This window comes from Ancylobacter sp. TS-1 (assembly GCF_009223885.1).
GTDB lineage: Bacteria > Pseudomonadota > Alphaproteobacteria > Rhizobiales > Xanthobacteraceae > Ancylobacter.
Genome location: NZ_CP045144.1, coordinates 769,057 through 784,159, shown reverse-complemented (window position 1 = coordinate 784,159; position 15,103 = coordinate 769,057). Strand labels below are relative to the sequence as shown.

At 69.2% G+C, this 15,103-nt stretch carries 18 protein-coding genes and 1 pseudogene; 2 read left to right on the top strand and 17 right to left on the bottom strand.

All coding sequences use genetic code 11. From position 1 onward, the window contains the following. Positions 1 to 282: 282 nt before the first annotated feature. The 6 genes and pseudogenes from GBB76_RS18810 to GBB76_RS03755 form a co-directional block, all read right to left on the bottom strand. Positions 283 to 523, bottom strand: a pseudogene (locus tag GBB76_RS18810) (MerR family transcriptional regulator); the annotation flags it as partial. 23 nt (positions 524 to 546) lie between these two features. Further along, positions 547 to 852: an integration host factor subunit alpha gene (locus GBB76_RS03775; RefSeq protein ID WP_152302050.1), complete on the bottom strand. Its 306-nt coding sequence runs from the start codon at positions 850 to 852 to the stop codon at positions 547 to 549. Positions 853 to 951: 99 nt separating this feature from the next. Continuing rightward, on the bottom strand, positions 952 to 1,923 hold the full coding sequence (locus GBB76_RS03770; protein WP_152302049.1) for a beta-ketoacyl-ACP synthase III: 972 nt from the start codon (positions 1,921 to 1,923) through the stop codon (positions 952 to 954). Then, positions 1,920 to 2,999, bottom strand: a complete 1,080-nt coding sequence (gene plsX / locus GBB76_RS03765; RefSeq protein ID WP_152302048.1) for a phosphate acyltransferase PlsX — start codon at positions 2,997 to 2,999, stop codon at positions 1,920 to 1,922. The genes GBB76_RS03770 and plsX overlap by 4 nt, the downstream gene beginning before the upstream one ends. Positions 3,000 to 3,119: 120 nt before the next feature. Continuing rightward, positions 3,120 to 3,653, bottom strand: coding sequence for a DUF177 domain-containing protein (locus GBB76_RS03760; protein ID WP_152302047.1), 534 nt, complete (start codon positions 3,651 to 3,653; stop codon positions 3,120 to 3,122). Further along, on the bottom strand, positions 3,650 to 4,213 hold the full coding sequence (locus GBB76_RS03755) for a ubiquinol-cytochrome C chaperone family protein (RefSeq protein WP_152302046.1): 564 nt from the start codon (positions 4,211 to 4,213) through the stop codon (positions 3,650 to 3,652). Before GBB76_RS03755 ends, GBB76_RS03760 begins: the two co-directional genes overlap by 4 nt. Positions 4,214 to 4,428: 215 nt before the next feature. On the opposite strand from GBB76_RS03755, the gene GBB76_RS03750 reads away from it, so the two are divergent. Further along, complete coding sequence (locus tag GBB76_RS03750) at positions 4,429 to 4,968, top strand: outer membrane protein assembly factor BamE (RefSeq protein WP_152302045.1); 540 nt, start codon at positions 4,429 to 4,431, stop codon at positions 4,966 to 4,968. 7 nt (positions 4,969 to 4,975) lie between these two features. On the opposite strand, the gene GBB76_RS03745 is transcribed toward GBB76_RS03750, so the two are convergent. The 9 genes from GBB76_RS03745 to glyA all read right to left on the bottom strand — a co-directional run bounded on the left by GBB76_RS03745 (position 4,976) and on the right by glyA (position 12,741). Further along, entirely contained in the window at positions 4,976 to 6,214 is a 1,239-nt protein-coding gene (locus GBB76_RS03745; RefSeq protein WP_152302044.1) for an FAD-binding oxidoreductase, read from the bottom strand. Between the two features lie 58 nt (positions 6,215 to 6,272). Beyond that, on the bottom strand, positions 6,273 to 7,040 hold the full coding sequence (locus GBB76_RS03740) for an ABC transporter substrate-binding protein (RefSeq protein ID WP_152302043.1): 768 nt from the start codon (positions 7,038 to 7,040) through the stop codon (positions 6,273 to 6,275). 105 nt (positions 7,041 to 7,145) lie between these two features. After that, complete coding sequence (gene thiL, locus GBB76_RS03735; protein WP_152302042.1) at positions 7,146 to 8,141, bottom strand: thiamine-phosphate kinase; 996 nt, start codon at positions 8,139 to 8,141, stop codon at positions 7,146 to 7,148. Positions 8,142 to 8,149: 8 nt separating this feature from the next. Further along, on the bottom strand, positions 8,150 to 8,629 hold the full coding sequence (nusB, locus tag GBB76_RS03730) for a transcription antitermination factor NusB (protein ID WP_152302041.1): 480 nt from the start codon (positions 8,627 to 8,629) through the stop codon (positions 8,150 to 8,152). 6 nt (positions 8,630 to 8,635) lie between these two features. Further along, positions 8,636 to 9,130: a 6,7-dimethyl-8-ribityllumazine synthase gene (gene ribH / locus GBB76_RS03725; RefSeq protein ID WP_152302040.1), complete on the bottom strand. Its 495-nt coding sequence runs from the start codon at positions 9,128 to 9,130 to the stop codon at positions 8,636 to 8,638. Positions 9,131 to 9,173: 43 nt separating this feature from the next. Further along, positions 9,174 to 9,764 carry a riboflavin synthase gene (locus GBB76_RS03720; RefSeq protein WP_152302039.1) on the bottom strand — a complete coding sequence of 197 codons (591 nt, stop codon included), beginning with the start codon at positions 9,762 to 9,764 and terminating at the stop codon, positions 9,174 to 9,176. Continuing rightward, complete coding sequence (ribD, locus tag GBB76_RS03715; protein WP_152302038.1) at positions 9,765 to 10,877, bottom strand: bifunctional diaminohydroxyphosphoribosylaminopyrimidine deaminase/5-amino-6-(5-phosphoribosylamino)uracil reductase RibD; 1,113 nt, start codon at positions 10,875 to 10,877, stop codon at positions 9,765 to 9,767. A 32-nt stretch (positions 10,878 to 10,909) separates the two neighbouring features. After that, the gene (gene nrdR, locus GBB76_RS03710) at positions 10,910 to 11,434 is read right to left on the bottom strand and encodes a transcriptional regulator NrdR (protein WP_246669028.1); all 525 of its coding nucleotides are present in this window, start codon (positions 11,432 to 11,434) and stop codon (positions 10,910 to 10,912) included. A gap of 8 nt (positions 11,435 to 11,442) precedes the next feature. Further along, positions 11,443 to 12,741, bottom strand: coding sequence for a serine hydroxymethyltransferase (gene glyA, locus GBB76_RS03705; protein WP_152302037.1), 1,299 nt, complete (start codon positions 12,739 to 12,741; stop codon positions 11,443 to 11,445). A gap of 230 nt (positions 12,742 to 12,971) precedes the next feature. Between glyA and GBB76_RS03700 the strand changes: the two genes are divergently transcribed. Then, on the top strand, positions 12,972 to 14,000 hold the full coding sequence (locus GBB76_RS03700) for a histone deacetylase family protein (RefSeq protein ID WP_152302036.1): 1,029 nt from the start codon (positions 12,972 to 12,974) through the stop codon (positions 13,998 to 14,000). 13 nt (positions 14,001 to 14,013) lie between these two features. Here the strand turns inward: GBB76_RS03700 and ldtR are convergent, their stop codons facing one another. Both ldtR and GBB76_RS03690 read right to left on the bottom strand, forming a co-directional pair. After that, the gene (ldtR, locus tag GBB76_RS03695) at positions 14,014 to 14,535 is read right to left on the bottom strand and encodes a transcriptional regulator LdtR (protein WP_152302035.1); all 522 of its coding nucleotides are present in this window, start codon (positions 14,533 to 14,535) and stop codon (positions 14,014 to 14,016) included. Between the two features lie 131 nt (positions 14,536 to 14,666). Then, a complete protein-coding gene (locus tag GBB76_RS03690; protein WP_152302034.1) occupies positions 14,667 to 15,098 on the bottom strand; it encodes a DUF6163 family protein in 432 nt (143 codons plus the stop codon). Positions 15,099 to 15,103: the final 5 nt, after the last annotated feature.

Below are 15,103 nucleotides of genomic sequence, written 5' to 3'. Positions count from 1 at the left end.
GGTCCGGCAGCAGCGGCAGTTCCAGCAGATCGGGATCGGCCTCCGGCCGGCGCTTGGCACGGCGCGCGGGCGGCTCCTCCGCCGGCTCGCGCTGGCGCATCGGCAGAAGGTTCAGAATGCCGCTCAGCGGGCCCGCACGCGGCGGTTCCTCGGCACGGTCGCGTCCGGGATGCCCGGCATCGACCGTCGCGGCGCGCACGGCACGCTCCTCGCGCGCGTCGAGCTCGGCGATCTGCTCGGCTTCCGCCTCGGCGTCGCGCCAGATGGCCTGGACATAGCGCGGGCCTTCGTCCTTCAGGATGCGCTGCACGCCGCGGATCGTGTAGCCTTCCCCGTAGAGGAGATGGCGGATGCCGCGCAGCAGCTCGACATCGTCCGGGCGGTAATAGCGCCGTCCGCCGCCGCGCTTGAGCGGGCGGATCTGTGGAAAGCGCGTTTCCCAGAAGCGCAGCACGTGCTGCGGCAGGTCGAGATCCTCCGCGACCTCGCTGATCGTGCGGAAGGCGTCGGGCCCCTTCTCCACGCTCGGCTGCTCCTGTCGGACACTCACGATTCGGGCGCGGCGGCGTTGATCTGCTGTTTGAGGATGTTGGACGGCTTGAACACCATGACGCGGCGGGGCGCGATCGGCACCTCCTCGCCGGTCTTCGGGTTGCGGCCGACGCGCTCGCCCTTCTGGCGGACGACGAAGGAGCCGAAGGAGGACAGCTTCACGGTCTCGCCGCGCGCCACGCAGTCGGCGATCTCGGTCAGCACCGTCTCGACGAGAGCCGCCGACTCGGTGCGCGAGAGCCCGACGCGCTGGTAAACCGCCTCGCACAGATCGGCGCGCGTAATGGTACGACCGGCCATTGTCGTCTTCCCCGTTCCGTCGAAACCGTTGTTGTCGAACGTTGAAACTAGGCGCCGTCGCCGTCGCCGGTCAACGGTGCGTCGCGCCCGATACGCCGATTACCAGCGAACCAGCGCTGAACCCCAGGTGAAGCCCCCGCCCATTGCCTCCAGCAGCACCAGATCGCCCCGCTTGATGCGTCCGTCGGCATGGGCGGCCGCCAGTGCGAGCGGGATGGATGCCGCCGAAGTGTTGCCATGCTGGTCGACGGTGATCACGACCTTCTCGGGCGCGATGCCAAGCTTGACCGCGCTGGCGTCGATGATGCGCCGGTTCGCCTGATGCGGCACGAACCAGTCGATCGTCTCGGCGTTCTCGCCCGTGGTCTCGAAGGCATCGACGATGACGTCGGTGATCATGCCGACGGCATGGCGGAACACCTCGCGGCCCTCCATGCGGAGATAGCCGACGCTGCGGGTGGAGGACACGCCGCCATCGACGAACAGCTTGTTCTTGAAGCGGCCGTCCGAGCGCAGATGGGTGGTGAGCACGCCGCGCCCCTCCGCCTCGTCGCGCACGGCCTCCAGCACCATCGCGCCGGCACCGTCGCCGAACAGCACGCAGGTCGTGCGGTCCGACCAGTCGAGGATGCGCGAGAAGGTCTCCGCCCCGATGACGAGGCAGCGGCGGTAGCTGCCGGACTTCAGGAAATTGTCGGCCGTGGCCAGCGCGTAGACGAAGCCCGAGCACACCGCCTGCAGGTCGAAGGCGGCGCCGTGGGTGATGCCGAGGCCCGCCTGCACGCTCACCGCCGTCGCCGGGAAGGTGTTGTCGGGCGTGGAGGTCGCCAGCACGATCAGGTCGATGTCGGCCGCCTCAAGGCCGGCATCGGCGAGTGCCGCCCGGGCCGCGGCGAGCGCGAGATCCGACGTCACCTCCCCCTCGGCGGCGATGTGGCGGGTGCGGATGCCCGTGCGCTGGACAATCCATTCGTCCGAGGTGTCGACCATCTGCGCGAGGTCGGCATTGGTCAGACAGCGGGCCGGCAGATAGGAGCCGACCCCGCGCACAACGGAACGGATTGCACTCACGATGAAACCTGTAACTCGTCTGAAACCGTGGCATCCGCGCCGGCGCGGGCGCCGACCTGCGGACGATCATTCATTCCCGCCTCGATGCGGGACAGCAGTTCGTAGCGCACCATGTCGTAGCCGATATCGACCGCCGAGGCGAAGCCCTCGGCGTCGGTTCCGCCATGACTCTTGATGACGACGCCATTGAGGCCGAGGAACACGCCGCCATTCGACTTGCGCGGATCGAGCTTCTCGCGCAGCGCGTTGAAGGCGCCGCGGGCCAGCACATAGCCGATCCGGGCGAGAAAACTGCGCTGGATGGCGCCGCGCAGGAACTCGGCGACCTGCTTGGCGGTGCCTTCGGCGGTCTTGAGCGCGATATTGCCGGAGAAGCCCTCCGTCACCACCACGTCGACCGTGCCGCGCCCGATGTCGTCGCCCTCGACGAACCCCTTATAGGCGAGGCCCGGATGGTTCGACTCGCGCAGCGCGATGGCGGCCTCCTTGACCTCCTCGACGCCCTTGATCTCCTCGACGCCGACATTGAGCAGGCCGACGGTCGGGCGCTCTATGTCGAAGACGATGCGCGCCATGGCCGCGCCCATCACCGCCATGTCGACGAGATGCTGGGCGGAAGCGCCGATGGAGGCGCCGACGTCGAGCACCACGCTCTCGCCGCGCATGGTCGGCCACAGGCAGGCGATGGCGGGACGGCTGATGCCGGCCATGGTCTTGAGATTGACCTTCGCCATGGCCATCAGCGCGCCGGTATTGCCGGCGGAGACGGCGCAATCGGCCTCGCCGAGGCGCACCGCGTCGATCGCCCGCCACATGGAAGACACCCGGCGGCCACGGCGCAGCGCCTGGCTCGGCTTGTCCTCCATCTGCACGACGACATCGGTGTGGATGACGCGGCTGGCGGCGGCGAGGCGCGGATGGCGGGCCAGTATCTCGTTGATGCGGGCGGAATCGCCGAACAGCAGGAAGCTGATATCCGGGTGCCGCGTCAGGGCGATCTCCGCGCCGGGCAGAACGACGCCGGGCCCGTGGTCGCCGCCCATGACATCGAGCGCTATTCGGACGGTCGAGGTCATCTCGCGGCGTGGTCTCGTTGGTCGTGGGGGCGGCGGCTGAATGCCGGAGCGGCGCAGACGGCATGCCCCAGATGCGGGGCCATGACAATAGCGTCGTGCGTTTTTGCCGCTCGCGGGGCCCTAATTGGTGCCGTCGTCCTTGTGCAACCGCGCCAGCGTGGCGAAGGGCGAGGCTTCCTCCGGCGCGGGCTCGGCCGGGCCGGCGAAGGCCGCGCCGGGCTTGCGCGGATGGGGATCGAGGCCGAGGGCGAGGAACTCCGCCACCACCGCGCCGACGTCGATCGTGCCGTCGATCAGCGGGTCCGGCAGGTCAAGCTCGGTCACGTCGATCTCGGCGCCGGGGCGGACCGGGGGAATCTGCGACTCCGGCGCGAAGCGCATGTCGATGTCTTCCGACACGCGGGTGTCGAAATTCTCCAGCGAGACGACGCAGGTCTGCGTCACCACCGCATCGAGATGCCCGGTCACGCGGACCCGCCCGGCGCGCTCGGGCTTGAGCTTCACCTCCGCCGTCAGTGAGGGAATGCCGGGAATGCCGAAATCCTCGGCAAGCGCGGCGCGCGCGGGCGCGTCGGGGGCGAATTTCAGGGTGAGCCCGTCGTCGGGCAGGCTTGCCACGAGAACGGGACGGGCAAGGGGCGATGCGTCCGTCATGACGGGGTGGTCTCCGTGAAGCTGATCTGCGCCGGCTCGGGCAGCGGGAACTGGCCGTCGGCGAAAGTGTCGTAGGGCGTCGCCTTCAGCGCGTCGGCCGCCTTGATCATATACGCCGCAAGCGCCGCCGCCTGAAGGGTCCGCTCGGAATCCGAACCGTAGACGTTGCGCAGAACGGCTTCGGCGAGGGCGCCGGTGTCGCCGGCATCGACGGGGCCCTCATAGACGCTCACGCGGCCATAGAAGGATTCCGTCACCCGCTTCATCTTCTTCGGCACGGTGAGGTCGCCCACGCCCATCTCGCGCAGATTGGCGTCCATGTCGGTGCAGAACACGTCGAAGACGCGCTGGCCGAGCTGGCGGTGCTCCTCGCTTTCGCCCCTGAGCCGGTGGAACAGCAGGAAGGCGTGCACGAGGATCATCTCGAAGCGACCCTCGACGCTGTCGGGAACCTTGTAATCGAGATAGAATACCGGATCGCGCGATCGCGCCACGATCGCGCCATAGAGCCGCTGAATGGTCTCGCCTCCGTCATCCCGACGGAAGAAACGCAGAATCATGGACGGCTCCTGCCGCGTTCACGCCCCCGCCCCGCTGTGGCGGATGCGGTGTTGCGCGGGGTAGCGCGGACGGGTGACGCTGGCAACCCCGGCACGATCACGCCGCCGCGACGCGTCCCGGCGGGTTGCCTTGGGGACCCGCCCTGTGCTTTCTGCCAAATGGCGCCGCGCGGGACCCTGCGTCCCGACGGCGAATAAGGTCTGGAGTTGAGTGAATGGCATCGACGCGCGTGACGCACAAGGGGGCTTCCCGCACCCGGCTCGCCCGCCTTGCAGCCCTGGCGACCGCCGGTGTGGCGGCGCTCGGCCTGCCTGCCTGTTCCTCGGACAATCTGCCCGTGGCGACATCGGCCCTTGGGCTTCCGCGCCAGCCCACCAACTTCGTTTCCGAGCAGCAGCGCGGCTATGTGGTGGCCGAGGGCGCGCTCGAACAGATCCCGGTCGGGTCGAGCCAGGAGCAGGTGCTGCTGGTGCTCGGCACCCCCTCCACCGTCGCCACGGTGGACGGCGAGGTGTTCTATTACATTTCGCAGAAGGCCAAGAAGGTCATGTTCCTGCGGCCGGAGATCATCGACCAGCGCGTCGTCGCGGTCTATTTCGATCCCAAGGACAAGCGGGTGACGCGCGTCGCGGACTACGGGCTGAAGGACGGCAAGGTGTTCGACTTCATCAGCCGCAGCACGCCGACCGGCGGTCAGGAAGTCTCGCTCCTCGGCCAGATCTTCGACGCCACCACGTTCACGCCGGGCATCTGATCGCGTCTCAGAACCGCTCCGGCGAGAACGGGGCGGGATCGGCGCAGGGCGCCTCGCCGCTCATCATCTCGGCGAGCAGCCGCCCGGTGATCGGGCCGAGCGTGAAGCCGAGATGCTGGTGGCCGATGGCGAGCCACATCCCCTTCTGTCCCGGCGCCCTGCCAATGGCGGGCAGCATATCCGGGAAGGCCGGCCGGCAGCCGAGCCACGGCTCGGGCTCGGCGCGCGGCCCCAGCGGAAACAGGCCCCGCGCCAGCACCTCCGTCTTGTCGAGCTGCACCGGGGTCTTGGGCGCATCGCGCCGGGCGAACTCGACGCCCGTGGTCAGGCGGATGCCGCCGACCATCGGTGTGATGACATAGCCGCCCTCCTCGTCCAGTACCGGACGCGAGAGGCTGGCGCCGCCTTCGGCATGATAGTGCATGTGATAGCCGCGCTTGACCTCCAGCGGCAGCCGCACGCCGAAGGGACGCAGCACGTCCATCGCCCACGGGCCGAGCGCCACCACGACCTCGGGCGCCTCGACGCTGCCTTCCTCGGTATTGACCGCCCAGCCCGAGCCGAGCCGGGCGAGGGTGCGCGCGTCGCCCCGGCGCACCTGCCCGCCGAGAGCACCGAACTGCGCCGCATAGGCCTGCGTCACGCCGCCGGGGCTCGACACCGAATGCGGATCGGACCAGATCACCGCGCCGCGGAACACCGGGCGCAGCGAGGGCTCCATGTCGAGCGCCTCGTCGACGCCGATCTCGCGGGCGGAGAGGCCATACTGGCGCGCCAGAGGAAATTCGCGACGCTCATTGGCCAGCCCTGCCTCGGTGCGGTAGAGCTTGAGCCAGCCGCCCTCGCGGAAAAAATGCTGCGCGGCGCTCGCCCGGGCGAGGCGGTCGTGCTCCTCGATGCTGCGCGCGAGCAGCGTCTCGATGGAGCGCGCATAAGCCAGGATGCGGTCGGGCGCCGAGGACCGCCAATAGGCATACATCCACGGCAGCAGGCGCGGCAGCGCGTTCCAGTGATAGTTGGCGGCCGGATTGCGACCGAGCGCGACGTCGATCAGCGCGGAAAGCTGGCGCGGGAAGGCGACCGGGTAGATCGACGCCCTCTCGACCAGCCCGGCATTGCCGTAGGAGGTCTCCTCGCCGGGTCCCCGGCGGTCGACGAGGACCACCGAACGGCCCCGCTGCGCGAGATTCAGGGCGATGCAGGTGCCGACGATGCCGGCACCGAGCACGATCGTGTCGGTCTTCATGGAGCGCGCTTTCCGGGAGGGAGGACGGCGGAGGCGTGGCCCCCGCCGCCGGATCGTATCAGTTGATCGGGAAGGGGAAGTACTTGGCGTTGATCTTCGCGTAGGTACCGTCCGCCTGGATCTCCTTGATCGCCTTGTTCAGCGCCTCGCGCAGTTCGTTGTCGTCCTTGCGGACCGCGATGCCGGTGCCGTCAGGGTTCACGTCGGCGAGGTCGGCGCCGATGAACTTGCAGCACTTGCCGTCCGTCGACTTCTCCAGCCATTCGTACAGCACGAACTTGTCGGCCAGCACCGCGTCGAGGCGGCCGGCGGCGAGGTCGGCATTGGCCTCGTCCTGGGTCGGGTAGAGCTTGATGTCGGAACCCTTGTACTTGTCCTCGAGATAGGTCGCGCCGGTGGTCGAGGACTGGGCGCCGATGGTCTTGCCCTTCAGCGCCTCGGGCGTGATGGCGGTCAGCTTGGTGTCCTTCGGGGCGATGAAGCTGCCCGGGGTCAGGTAGTACGGGATGGTGAAGGACACCTTCTCCTTGCGCTCGTCGGTGATCGACATGGAGGCGAGGATCACGTCGTACTTCTTGGCGAGCAGCGCCGGGATGATGCCGTCCCAGTCCTGCGCGACGAAGGTGCATTCGGCCTTCATCTTGGCGCACAGCGCCTCGCCGATCTCGATGTCGAAGCCGACCAGCTTGCCGGACGAGTCGACCGAGTTGAAGGGCGGATAGGCGCCTTCGGTGCCGATGCGGATCTTCTTGATCTCGGCCTGCGCGGCACCGGCGCCGACGGCGAGCACGGCAGCGGCGGCCAGCAGAATCTTGGCGATTTTCATGTGACTGTTCCCGATAGCGGTCCGGGTTCTCCGGATCCTGCCCTGAGGCTAGGTCGGGCAGCGGGCGCAGGCAATCGGGGAATCGACCAACCTTTGCGGGGCTTGTCAGAAGTGGCTGAAGCTGCCTCGCGGGAACGCCATCGGCGCGCCGGTGCCATCGCGCACGACGAGCCCCTCCCCGGAGCCGGTGCGCCCGATCACCGTCACACCGATGCCGGCCGCCGTGGCGAAGGTGTTGAAGGCGCCCAGCTCATCGTCGGGCATGACCGCGAGAATCTCGTAATCGTCGCCGCCGGTCAGCGCGACCTCCAGCAAGGCGGGCTCGGCCCGGATGGCGGCCCGTGCCGCCGCGCTCAGCGGCACCCGGTCGGCCGCGATCTCGCCGGCGATGCCGGAGGCGGCCAGCAGTTTCGCGAGATCGCCCACCAGCCCGTCGGAAATGTCCATCGCGGCGCTGGCGCGGCCCCGCATCGGGCGGGCCAGCGCCAGCCGCGGGCGCGGATGCAGGTAGCGGTCCTTCAGATGATCGAGAAGCGCGGCGTCGAGGCCGGCGAAGCCCGGGCGATCCGGATCGAGCCGCAGGGCAAGGCCGAGAGCGCCGTCGCCGATGGTGCCGCTGACCACGATGGCCTCGCCGGGGCGGGCCGTGGCGCGGCGGACCATCTGGCCGGCCGGCACGGCACCGAGGGCGGTGATGGAGACGGTGAAGGGACCGGGCGTGCGGACGGTGTCGCCCCCGAGCAGCGGCGCGCCATAGAGCGCCGCGTCGCCGCCAATGCCGCCGGCGAAGGCTTCCAGCGCCGCCGCGTCCATGTCGGGCGGGATGGCGAAGGCCAGCAGCACGCCGAGCGGATCGGCCCCTTTGGCGGCAAGGTCGGAGAGGTTCACCCGCATCGCCTTGCGCGCGATGGAGGCCGGCGGATCCTCGGGGAAGAAATGCACGCCGGCGACCAGCGCGTCCTTGGTGAGAACCAGTTCGTGGCCGGCCGGCACCGCCAGCAGCGCGGCGTCGTCCTTCAGGCCGAGCGCGCCGGGATGGGTCGCCACCGACCCGAACAACCGGGCGATCAGCTTGTCTTCGCCTGAACCGCCCGCCGCCATGGAGCCCCCTAGCCGGTGAACTCGGCCGGGCGCTGCTCGCGCGCGATCCCGTCGAGCACGGCATTGACCATTCCGGTCTCCTCGCGGTCGAGGAAGGCGGCGGCGACGTTCACATATTCGGCCACCACGACCCGCGCCGGGACGTCGCGGCGCTCGGCAAGCTCATAGGCGCCGGCGCGCAGCACCGCCCGCAGCACCGCCTCGATGCGCTTGAGGGGCCAGCCGTTCACCAGCGAGGCGTCGAGCACGGGGTCGATGCTGCGCTGCTCGCGCACCACGCCGCCCACGATGTCGCGGAACAGGTTGACGTCGGCGCCGGCGATCTCCTCGCCCTCGATCTCCTGGCCGATCCAGTGGCTCTCGAACTGGGCGAGAATCTCGGTCAGCGGCGTCGCCGCGAGGTCCATCTGGTAGAGCGCCTGAACGGCGTTGAGCCGCGCCGCGCTTTTGCGCACCGGCTTGTGATTCACGGGTTTGGCGGTCGTCATGATGGCCTACCCTGCCCGGCGCTTGAGGCGCAGCACCGCGAACGCCGCCTCGACCGCGCCGCCGCCCTTGTTGCCGTCGGAAACGCGGGCGCGCACCCAGGCCTGCTCGTCCGTCTCGACGGTGAGGATGCCGTTGCCCAACGCCAGCTTGCGGGCGACCGAGAGGTCCATCAGCGCGCGCGAGGATTCGCCCGCCACGATCTCGAAATGATAGGTCTCGCCGCGCACCACGCAGCCGAGCGCCACCACGGCGTCATAGGGCGTGCCGGCGGCCTCGGCGTCGTCGAGCGCGACGACGATAGCGGCCGGGATCTCCAGCGCGCCGGGCACGGTCACGATGTCCGCCGTTGCGCCGGCTGCCGCGACGGCGGCGCGGGCGCCGGCGAGCAGTTCGTCGGCGATGTCGTCATAGAAGCGCGCCTCGACGATGAGGACGCGGGCCCCGGTCAGCGGGATGGCAGCGGCGGCATCGGATGCGCGCGGCGGGCGGGGGCTCGCCATGGATGAACCTCATGAAACTGGTCGGGTCGACGACGTACAGGCGTCAACGGAACTCCGCAAGCCGCGCAGCATAGCGGGCCATCATGTCGACTTCGATATTGACAGCGTCGCCGGCCTGAACGTCACCCCAGGTCGTGTGGGTCAGCGTATGGGGAATGAGCAGGCAGGTGAAGCGCGGGCCGTCCACCGTGTTGACGGTCAGCGAGGTGCCGTCGAGCGTGATCGAGCCCTTGGTGGCGATGAAGCGGGCGAGATCGGCCGGCGCCTCGAAGGTGAAGCGCGTGGTCTCGCCGAGATCCTCGCGGGCGATCACGCGGGCAATGCCGTCGGCATGGCCCTGCACGATGTGGCCGCCGAGCTCGTCGCCGATCTTCAGCGCGCGCTCCAGATTGAGCCGCCGGCCCTCGGTCCAGCCGCTCGCCGTCGTCACCGCCAGCGTCTCCGGCGCCGCCTCGACCTCGAAAGCGTCGGACTGCGTCGCCACCACGGTCAGGCACACGCCCGCGCAGGCGATGGAGGCGCCGAGTTCGATGCCGGACGTGTCGTAGCGGCTGGCGATGGTCAGCCGCCGCACGTCGTTGCGCGGCGCGACGGTGCGGACTGTGCCGATGTCGGTGACGATGCCGGTGAACATTTAGCGACGCCTCATGATGCGCAGGCTGTCGGAGCCGTACGCTTCGGTCCCTGCATCGACCAGATAGTCATCCAGAGTCGAAAGCGGCAGTCCCTCCAGCGCGTCGAGCGCCCCGGCGCCGAGCACGAGCGGCGCCCGGAAAACGTTCGCCTCGTCGACCAGCCGCTCGCGCAGGAACGCGGCCGCGATGCGCGGGCCGGCCTCCACCATGAGCCGGGTGATACCGCGCAGCGCCAGCAGCTTCAGCGTCTCATTGAGGTCCAGCGCCCCATCCGGGCGGCGCCGCACCCGCATCACCTCGATGCCCATGGCGGTGAGCATCGTCTCGGGCGCATCGGGCGCGTCCTCGGCTGCCACCACCCAGAGCGGGGCGAAGGCCAGGCTGCGGGCGAGCGCGCTGGTCGGCGGCAGGCGCAGCGCGGCGTCGAGCACCACGCGCAGCGGCGAGCGGTCCAGCATGCCGGGAAGCCGGCAGGTCAGCTGCGGGTCGTCGGCGAGCACCGTTCCGATGCCGGTGAGCACGGCGTCGTGGGTGGCGCGCATCATGTGGACGCGCCCGCGCGCCGTTTCGCCGGTGATGGCCGTCGGCCGGCGGCCGGCCAGCCCGACCTTGCCGTCGGCCGAAACCGCGAGCTTCAGCATCACCTGCGGACGCCCCTCGGTGACGCGGCGGATGTGGCCGGCGTGGGCGAGGCGCGCGGCGGCGGCGCCCGTGCCGACCTCCACCCGGATGCCGGCCTCGCGCAGGATCGAGAAACCCCGGCCGGCGACGCGGAAGTCGGGGTCCTCGATGGCGGCGACCACACGCTCGATGCCGGCGGCGCGCACGGCGTCGACGCAGGGCGGGGTCTGGCCGTGATGCGAACAGGGCTCCAGCGTCACGTAGAGCGTGGCGCCGCGCGCGGCCTCGCCGGCCTGGGCGAGCGCCTGCGGCTCGGCGTGCGGGCGCCCGCCCCTCGCCGTCCAGCCGCGCCCCAGCACGAGCGGACCCTGCGGCGTCTCGCGTACCACGAGCGCGCCGACGGCGGGGTTGGGCCAGGTATGGCCGAGTTCGCGGCTGCCGACGCTGAGCGCGGCCGCCATCAGGGCTTCATCTCGGGATTTGCACGTCATGGCTGTCACTGGCGCCGCCGGGAGCGGCGGCATCATTCGTCGGGCCCGGTGGCGCCGGCCGGACGCAGGAGCTTTGCCCCCTCGCCCTCGCCTACCCCGTCCGTCGGACGTGGTTCCAACTCGCCGAGCACGGCCTCGAAATCCTTGGCCTCACGGAAATTGCGGTAGACCGAGGCGAAGCGGACATAGGCGATGTCGTCGAGCTGCTTGAGGCTCTCCATCACCCGCTCGCCGATCGTCTCGGACGTGATCTCGCTCTCGCCCATGCTTTCCAGCCGGCGCACGAGGCCCGACACGAGGCGCTCGACCCGCTCCGGATCGACGGGGCGCTTCCTCAGCGCTACCTCGATGGAGCGGGCGAGCTTGTCGCGGTCGAACGGTACCCGCCGGCCCGAACGCTTGAGCACCGTCAACTCGCGAAGCTGCACACGCTCGAAGGTGGTGAAGCGGCCGCCGCAATCGGGACAGATGCGGCGGCGGCGTATGGCGGCGCTGTCCTCCGTCGGACGGGAATCCTTGACCTGCGTGTCGAGGCTTCCGCAATAGGGACAGCGCATCGTCTTCCTCAGCCGTAGATCGGGTAGCGGGCCAGAAGCGCGGCGACCTTGCCGCGCACCGCCGCCTCGACGAGGCTATCCTCCTCCGTGCCCTTCTGCGAGAGCACGTCGAGCACTTCCGCGATCATATCGCCGATCTGCTGGAATTCGGCGACGCCGAAGCCGCGCGTGGTGCCCGCCGGCGTGCCGAGGCGCACGCCCGAGGTGACGAAGGGCTTCTCGGGATCGAACGGGATGCCGTTCTTGTTGGTGGTGATGTGGGCACGGCCGAGCGCGATCTCGGAGACCTTGCCGGTGAGCTTCTTCGGCCGCAGATCGACCAGCATCAGGTGCGTGTCGGTGCCGCCGGAGACGATCTCGAAGCCGTGGCCCTTGAGGTTTTCCGCAAGCGCCTTCGCGTTTTCCACGACGTTCTTCGCGTAGACCTTGAACTCCGGCTGAAGCGCCTCGCCGAAAGCGACCGCCTTCGCGGCGATGACGTGCATCAGCGGGCCGCCCTGGATGCCGGGGAAGATCGCCGAATTGATCTTCTTCGACAGTTCCTCGTCATTGGTCAGGATCAGGCCGCCGCGCGGGCCGCGCAGGGTCTTGTGGGTGGTCGAGGTCACGACATGGGCGTGAGGCACCGGATTGGGGTGCACGCCACCCGCCACGAGGCCGGCGAAATGGGCCATGTCGACCATCAGCTTCGCGCCGACCGAATCGGCAATGGCGCGGAACCTGGCGAAGTCGATGTGGCGCGGATAGGCCGAGCCGCCGGCCACGATGACCTTCGGCTTGTGCTCGTCGGCGAGCTTGGCCACCTCTTCATAGTCGATGCGCTGGTCGTCGCGGCGCACATTGTAGGGCACCGGCTTGAACCACTTGCCCGACAGGCTGACTGGCGCGCCATGGGTCAGATGACCGCCGGCGGCGAGGTTGAGGCCGAGGAAGGTATCGCCCGGCTGCATCAGCGCGAAGAACACCGCCGTGTTCGCCTGCGCGCCCGAATGGGCCTGCACATTGGCGAAGCTGGCGCCGAAGAGCTGCTTGGCGCGGTCGATGGCGAGCTGCTCGGCAACGTCCACATACTGGCAGCCGCCATAATAGCGCCGGCCCGGATAGCCCTCGGCATATTTGTTGGTGAGGACCGAGCCCTGCGCCTCCAGCACGGCGCGCGAGACGATGTTCTCCGAGGCGATCAGCTCGATCTCGTCGCGCTGGCGGCCGAGCTCAGCGGTGATCGCGCCGGCGAGCTCGGGATCGGTCTCGGCGAGCGTGGCGGAGAAGAAGCGATTGGTGGAAGAAGCGTGAGCTTCGGACGACATGGACCAGCCTCCCTGGGCGGTGGCGACGCCTCCGGGCCGACCTCGTGCCGGCCGCGAAATCGAGGCGGGTCGCTTAGCACAGCACCCGGGCTGTTTCAAAGCATGCCGGGCGCAGGGTAGCCTTGCACCGAGGCGGCAGCGGGTGGTGAGCCCGGCGACACGGATGGATGACAGAGGCCGGGAGGCTCGCCTATCGTCACGGCCTCCTCCACGCGTTTCCGGATTCCCCCATGAAGATCATCCACTCGCCGCGCCATCTCGGCCATTCCGGCCATGTCGAGCTCATGAACGGACAGGTCGTGCCGGCCTTCGAGAAGCCGGAGCGGGTGGCGATGATCCTCAAGGCGATCGGCGAACGTTCTTTCGGCCCGCTGATCGAGCCAGCCGCGCATGGGCTCGCCCCGATCCTGAAGGTGCACGACGCGGACTATATCCGCTTCCTGTCGCAGGCCTGGGCGCTGTGGACCGAGGACGGCCGCGACTTCCCTGCCCTGCCGAGCTTCTGGGGGGCGCCGGGGATGCGCTATGTCGAGCCGGAGAACATCGACGGCAAGCTGGGGCATTTCTCCTTCGACGCCGGCTGCTGCATCGTCGCGGGTACCTGGGACGCGGTGCAGGCGGGCGCCGACATCGCGCTGACCGGCGTCGATCTGGTCGCCGGCGGCGAGGCTTCCGCCTTCGCCCTGTGCCGCCCCCCTGGCCATCACGCGCATCAGGCGACGATGGGCGGCTACTGCTTCGTCAACAACGCCGCCGTGGCGGCGCAGTCCTTCCGCGATCGCGGGGCGGCGCGCGTGGCCGTGCTCGACGTCGACTATCACCACGGCAACGGCACGCAGGCGATCTTCTACGACCGCCCGGACGTGCTGGTGTGCAACATCCACGCGGACCCGTTGCAGGAGTTCCCCTATTTCCTCGGCTTCGCCGACGAGACCGGCGCCGGCGCCGGCGAGGGCTTCAACGCCAATTTTCCGCTGCGCTGGGGCGCCGACTATTCCGGCTGGGGCGCCGCGCTGGACGCGGCCTGCGACCGCATCGCGGCCTATGGCGCCGATGTCGTCATCGTCTCGCTGGGCGTCGACACCTACAAGGACGACCCGATTTCCCAGTTCAAACTGGACAGCCCGGACTATCTGAAGATCGGCCAGCGCATCGCCGGGCTCGGCAAGCCGACGCTGTTCGTCATGGAGGGCGGCTACGCCGTCGAGGCCATCGGCGTCAACGTCGCGAACGTGCTGGAAGGCTACGCGCAGGGCTGAGGCGGCGGGCGGCTCACAGCCGATACAGGATCTGGTCGGTCCAGAAGCGTTCCAGCCGGTTCAGCGCTCGGTTGAGCAGCTGGAACTCCTTCGGGCCGATGCCGCCGATCTGCTCGATGGTGGCGATGTGCTTGGCGTGGAGCGACTCCACGATCTCACGCACTTCCTCGCCCTTTTCGGTGAGCCGGATGCGCACCGAGCGGCGGTCGATGCGCGAGCGCCGGTGGTCGAGATAGCCGGTATCGACCAGCTTCTTCAGATTGTAGGAGACGTTGGCGCCGAGATAATAGCCGCGCGTGCGCAGCTCGGCCGCCGTCAGCTCGGAATCGCCGATATTGAACAGCAGCAGCGCCTGCACGGCGTTGACGTCGTCGCGCCCACGCCGGTCGAACTCGTCCTTCACCACGTCGAGCAGGCGCCGGTGCAGGCGCTCCACCAGCGTCACCGCCTCGCGGTACAGCGGCAGCAGCTCGCTGCGACCCTCGTCCTGTTCTTCGGCAAACGCCACGACCTTGGTGGCCTGACCTGCAAACATCGTTCACACCCCGGTCTCGAATGGGGGATTGCGTCCCTCTGATTGACCGGGAGTGTGGGCGGGTGCCGCTAAGATCGGTTTAAGCGACAGGCTGAATCCTTCGTCACCGCAATGGCTTAACGAAAGATGAATCAGCCCTCGCTCTCGCGCGCCGCCTTGAAGGTGAGGAAGGCGTAGCCGGCGACCAGCACCGTTTCGATGGCGGCGACGATCATCAGCCGGCCGACGCCTTCCGGCGCCGAGGCGTTGATGAGGATCTGCACCATGGCCGTGACCAGCCACAGCACCACGCCCCAGGAGGCACCGAGCCAGAGGCCGACCGCCGCCACCGGATTCATGATCGCGGCCCAGATCACGGCCGCCTGCGCAGCCGTGGAGAGCATCTCGAAGCGGCTGGTATCGCCGTCCCACACGCCGCAGATCAGCGTCCAGCTGTAGACGGTCTTCACCATCAGGAAGCCGGCGAGGCAGCGCAGGTAGAGGAGAACCCGCACCTGCCAGAGCGGCAGTTGCGCGCCGGCCGGGCCGAGCGTGGCGTCGATGGGATCGTAAGGCGAACTCATGCCGC

Coding starts and splice junctions, on each gene's coding strand:
- GBB76_RS03775 (WP_152302050.1), bottom strand. CDS start 852: ATGGCCGGTCGTACCATTACGCGCGCCGATCTGTGCGAGGCGGTTTAC.
- plsX (WP_152302048.1), bottom strand. CDS start 2,999: ATGACCTCGACCGTCCGAATAGCGCTCGATGTCATGGGCGGCGACCAC.
- GBB76_RS03760 (WP_152302047.1), bottom strand. CDS start 3,653: ATGACGGACGCATCGCCCCTTGCCCGTCCCGTTCTCGTGGCAAGCCTG.
- GBB76_RS03755 (WP_152302046.1), bottom strand. CDS start 4,213: ATGATTCTGCGTTTCTTCCGTCGGGATGACGGAGGCGAGACCATTCAG.
- GBB76_RS03750 (WP_152302045.1), top strand. CDS start 4,429: ATGGCATCGACGCGCGTGACGCACAAGGGGGCTTCCCGCACCCGGCTC.
- GBB76_RS03745 (WP_152302044.1), bottom strand. CDS start 6,214: ATGAAGACCGACACGATCGTGCTCGGTGCCGGCATCGTCGGCACCTGC.
- GBB76_RS03740 (WP_152302043.1), bottom strand. CDS start 7,040: ATGAAAATCGCCAAGATTCTGCTGGCCGCCGCTGCCGTGCTCGCCGTC.
- thiL (WP_152302042.1), bottom strand. CDS start 8,141: ATGGCGGCGGGCGGTTCAGGCGAAGACAAGCTGATCGCCCGGTTGTTC.
- nusB (WP_152302041.1), bottom strand. CDS start 8,629: ATGACGACCGCCAAACCCGTGAATCACAAGCCGGTGCGCAAAAGCGCG.
- ribH (WP_152302040.1), bottom strand. CDS start 9,130: ATGGCGAGCCCCCGCCCGCCGCGCGCATCCGATGCCGCCGCTGCCATC.
- GBB76_RS03720 (WP_152302039.1), bottom strand. CDS start 9,764: ATGTTCACCGGCATCGTCACCGACATCGGCACAGTCCGCACCGTCGCG.
- ribD (WP_152302038.1), bottom strand. CDS start 10,877: ATGACGTGCAAATCCCGAGATGAAGCCCTGATGGCGGCCGCGCTCAGC.
- nrdR (WP_246669028.1), bottom strand. CDS start 11,434: ATGCGCTGTCCCTATTGCGGAAGCCTCGACACGCAGGTCAAGGATTCC.
- glyA (WP_152302037.1), bottom strand. CDS start 12,741: ATGTCGTCCGAAGCTCACGCTTCTTCCACCAATCGCTTCTTCTCCGCC.
- GBB76_RS03700 (WP_152302036.1), top strand. CDS start 12,972: ATGAAGATCATCCACTCGCCGCGCCATCTCGGCCATTCCGGCCATGTC.
- ldtR (WP_152302035.1), bottom strand. CDS start 14,535: ATGTTTGCAGGTCAGGCCACCAAGGTCGTGGCGTTTGCCGAAGAACAG.
- GBB76_RS03690 (WP_152302034.1), bottom strand. CDS start 15,098: ATGAGTTCGCCTTACGATCCCATCGACGCCACGCTCGGCCCGGCCGGC.